Here is a 3,522-nt window from a genome sequence, read left to right on the forward strand (position 1 = left end):
CTGCGGGCGCGGGCCGTGCGCGTCGGAACCGCCGCCGGGCGGACCGGGGCGCGGCGCGGACGGGCGAGGGCCGCCCTGGGGGCGCTTCGGCCCGCCGCGCCTGTCCCCCTGCTTGGAGGACGAAGAATTGGAGAAGGCTTCCGTGAGCCTGCGAACGACGGGCGCCTCGATCGTGGAGGACGCCGACCGTACGAACTCGCCCATTTCCTGGAGCTTGGCCATGACGACCTTGCTCTCGACACCGAACTCCTTGGCGAGTTCGTAAACCCGGACCTTGGCCACTGCACTCCCTACTCGGTCCGGGGGTGCGGCCTCCGGACCGTAGCTAACTTGCCGTACTCATCGCGGCGTGCTCATCGAGCGCTCATAGCAATCTCGACCTGCTTCCGACTAGACGTCGCTTACCGTTCGGCCATCCTGCTGCTGCACGTCCCGCTCCGCAAGCCGCGCCCGCAGCGCGCTGCCATCGAGCGGCCCCGGCAGGCGGAACGCCCGCGGGAACGCCCGACGTCGCTCTGCGAGCTCGAGGCACTCCAGGTCGGGATGCAGATGAGCACCCCGTCCCGGCAGCCGCCCGCGGGGATCGGGGACGAGGGCGTCCTCGACCACCACCAGGCGCAGCAAGTCGGACTTGGCCGTGCGAACCCGGCAGCCCACGCACGTGCGTCGTGGAACCGCCCGGCCACGATTCATGAGTCTACCGCGCCGAGGCGTCGGCGGGACCTGTCGCGTGCTCTCCTGGCGCAGAAGATCCGGATTCGCCGGGCTCGTCACCCTTCGCCGGCGGCCGCGGCGGCTGCGTCCGCGTCCCGCCCGCGCCGCCCTGACCTCCCGAGGCGCCCGGACCGGCCGGGGCCGCCGGGCCGCCGGAGCCGTCCGCCGTCTCGGTGTCGGAACGGATGTCGATCCGCCAGCCGGTCAGCCTGGCCGCGAGCCGGGCGTTCTGCCCTTCCTTCCCGATGGCCAGCGACAGCTGGTAGTCGGGCACGATCACCCGGGCGACCCGGCCGTCGGCGTCCACCACCTCGACGGCCGACACCCGGGCCGGGGACAGCGCGTTCCCGACGAACTCGGCCGGGTCGTCCGACCAGTCGACGATGTCGATCTTCTCGCCGTGCAGCTCCGCCATGACGTTGCGGACGCGGCTGCCGAGCGGGCCGATGCAGGCCCCCTTGGCGTTCACGCCCTGCTTGCGGGAGCGTACCGCGATCTTGGTCCGGTGACCGGCCTCGCGGGCGATCGCGGCGATCTCCACGGTGCCGTCGGCGATCTCGGGGACCTCCAGCGCGAACAGCTTGCGGACGAGGTTCGGGTGGGTGCGCGAGAGCTGCACCGACGGGCCGCGGTGGCCCTTGCGGACCTGCACCACGTAGCCGCGCAGCCGCTCGCCGTGCTCGTAGCGCTCGCCGGGCACCTGCTCCTGCGGCGGCAGCACGGCCTCGATCCTGCCGAGGTCGACCAGCACGTTCCGCGGGTCCTTGCCCTGCTGGATGATGCCGCTGACGATGTCGCCCTCGCGCCCGGCGTACTCGCCGAAGGTCAGCTCGTCCTCGGCGTCGCGCAGCCGCTGCAGGATGACCTGCTTGGCGGTCGTCGCCGCGATGCGGCCGAACCCGGTCGGGGTGTCGTCGTACTCCCGCAGCGCCGCGCCCTCGTCGTCGGTCTCGGTCGCCCAGACGGTGACGTGCCCGCTCTGCCGGTCCAGCTCGACGCGGGCCTTGGGCGCCGCGCCCTCCGTCCGGTGGTAGGCGATCAGCAGGGCGTCTTCGATGGCCTTGACGGCCACCTCGAGCGAGATGTCCTTCTCGCTCTCCAGGCCGCGCAGGGCGGCCATGTCGATGTCCACGAGGTTCCCCCCTCTAGTCCGGCTCGGCCGGAGAACGCGTTTCCTCGGCCCCGCCGTCGCCGGTCTCCGCCGCGGCGCCCGCCGGGGTCTCCGCCGGGTCCTCCGCCCGGGTCTCCGCCGCGGGGGCCTTGAACTCCACCTGCACGCGGCCGCGCCCGAGCTCGGCGAGGCCGAAGCTCCGCCGCTCCACGCGCGGCGCGGCGGCGCGGCCGCCCGAGCCCTTGCCCCGGCGCGGCACGGCGACGTCGATCACGACGGCCTCGTCGTCGGCCGACACCACCCGGCCCTCGACCTGGCCGCCCTCGGCCAGGGGGGCGACGACCAGCCGGCCGGCGGCGCGGCGCCAGTGCCGCGGCTCGGTGAGGGGGCGGTCGACGCCCGGCGAGGTCACTTCGAGCACGTACGGCGAGGCGCCCATGACGTCGGCCCCGTCGAGCAGGCCCGAGGCCGTCTCGCTCAGCCGGGCGATGTCGTCCAGGCCGACCCCGCCGTCGCCGTCCACGACGATCTTGACGAGACGGCGCCGGCCGGCCGGCCGCACGTCGACCTCCTCCAGCTCGAAGCCCGCCGCGGCGACGGCGGGCGCGAGCAGCCGGGTCAGCTCGGCGACGGCCGCCTCGCGGGTCGGCCGCGCCGGGGCGTCGTCGCGGCCCCGCTGAGCGCGGCCACCGCGGGACTCGACGCTCATGGGACCCCTCCTCCTGTTGTGCTTCCACGTTCCCGCCCGCCGGGAAGGGCGGGCGCCGTCAGTGCCGGGTCTCGCTCGCCGCCGGCTCCCCGGGGCCGGCCCCTGAAAGCCGCCGACCCCTCAAGACTATCGACAGCCGGACACCTCAGCGGCCTTTCGAACGGCTCACCGGCGCGGCGGGCGGCGCCGCGGATATGGAATGCTTGAGCTGGCCCGATGGCCGCGTCCGGCGACCGGGACCGGCACGGGCCGTCACCATCACACCACCGGGTGAGGAGACGCCCTTGCCAGCGGCCGTTTCGCGCCTGCCACGGGCAGTGCCGCCGCCGTCGCTCCTGGTACCGCGCCGCGCCGTCCTCGGCGGGGTCGCCGCACTGGCCCTGCCCTGGCTGGCCGGGTGCGCGGCGGAGGCCGCGCCGCGCAGCGACGTGACCGCGCTGTCCGACGCGATCGCGGCGGAGCAGGACCTCGTCGCCTCCTACGAGGCCGCGCGGACCGCCGATCCGTCGCTGGCGTCCCGCCTCGACCCCGTCCTGGCGCACCATCGCGAGCATCTGCGGGTGCTGAGGCGGCACCTCGTGCCGGGCTCGGGCCATCGCCGCCACGAGGGCGGCGCGATCCCGGCGCCGCGGGCGATGCCGCTGCCCGGCGGGGGCGCGCAGGTCCTCGCCGCGCTGCGCGGGGCGGAGGAGAGCGCCGCCGCGGCCCGCGTCACCGACGCGGGCAGGATGCGCCCCGGCCTGGCCCAGCTCGTGGCGAGCATCGGCGCGTGCGAGGCGGGCCACGCCGGGACGCTCCGGCCGCCGGTCACCCGCGCCGCGGCGCCGTCCCGCGTCCCGGCCCTCCAGACCGCCCTGGCCGCCGAGCACGCGGCCGTGTACGGGTACGGGCTGCTCGGCCGCATCGGCACCGGCGGCCAGGGCGTCGTCTATCTCGGCCGCCCGCTCGAGCCGGGCGTCCTGCCGCCCCTGGTGGCCGTCAAGCTCCT

General features: G+C 75.6%; 5 protein-coding genes. 1 reads left to right on the top strand and 4 read right to left on the bottom strand.

Going from position 1 to position 3,522, the window contains the following annotated elements; translation table 11 throughout:
- From E1291_RS43595 to rimP, 4 genes are all read right to left on the bottom strand, one after another.
- On the bottom strand, positions 1-282 hold a 282-nt coding region (locus E1291_RS43595; protein WP_207401224.1), incomplete at its 3' end, for a translation initiation factor IF-2 N-terminal domain-containing protein.
- A gap of 108 nt (positions 283-390) precedes the next feature.
- Positions 391-693, bottom strand: coding sequence for a YlxR family protein (locus tag E1291_RS40305; RefSeq protein ID WP_131743263.1), 303 nt, complete (start codon positions 691-693; stop codon positions 391-393).
- Positions 694-697: 4 nt separating this feature from the next.
- Positions 698-1,834 (bottom strand): transcription termination factor NusA, encoded by a 1,137-nt coding sequence (gene nusA / locus E1291_RS40310; protein WP_131743266.1) that lies wholly within the window; start codon positions 1,832-1,834, stop codon positions 698-700.
- Positions 1,835-1,859: 25 nt separating this feature from the next.
- Positions 1,860-2,534, bottom strand: coding sequence for a ribosome maturation factor RimP (gene rimP / locus E1291_RS40315; RefSeq protein WP_131743264.1), 675 nt, complete (start codon positions 2,532-2,534; stop codon positions 1,860-1,862).
- A 284-nt stretch (positions 2,535-2,818) separates the two neighbouring features.
- Here rimP and E1291_RS40320 point away from each other — a divergent pair.
- On the top strand, positions 2,819-3,522 hold a 704-nt coding region (locus tag E1291_RS40320; protein WP_207401225.1), incomplete at its 3' end, for a hypothetical protein.

This window comes from Actinomadura roseirufa (assembly GCF_900659635.1).
GTDB classification, from domain to species: domain Bacteria; phylum Actinomycetota; class Actinomycetes; order Streptosporangiales; family Streptosporangiaceae; genus Spirillospora; species Spirillospora roseirufa.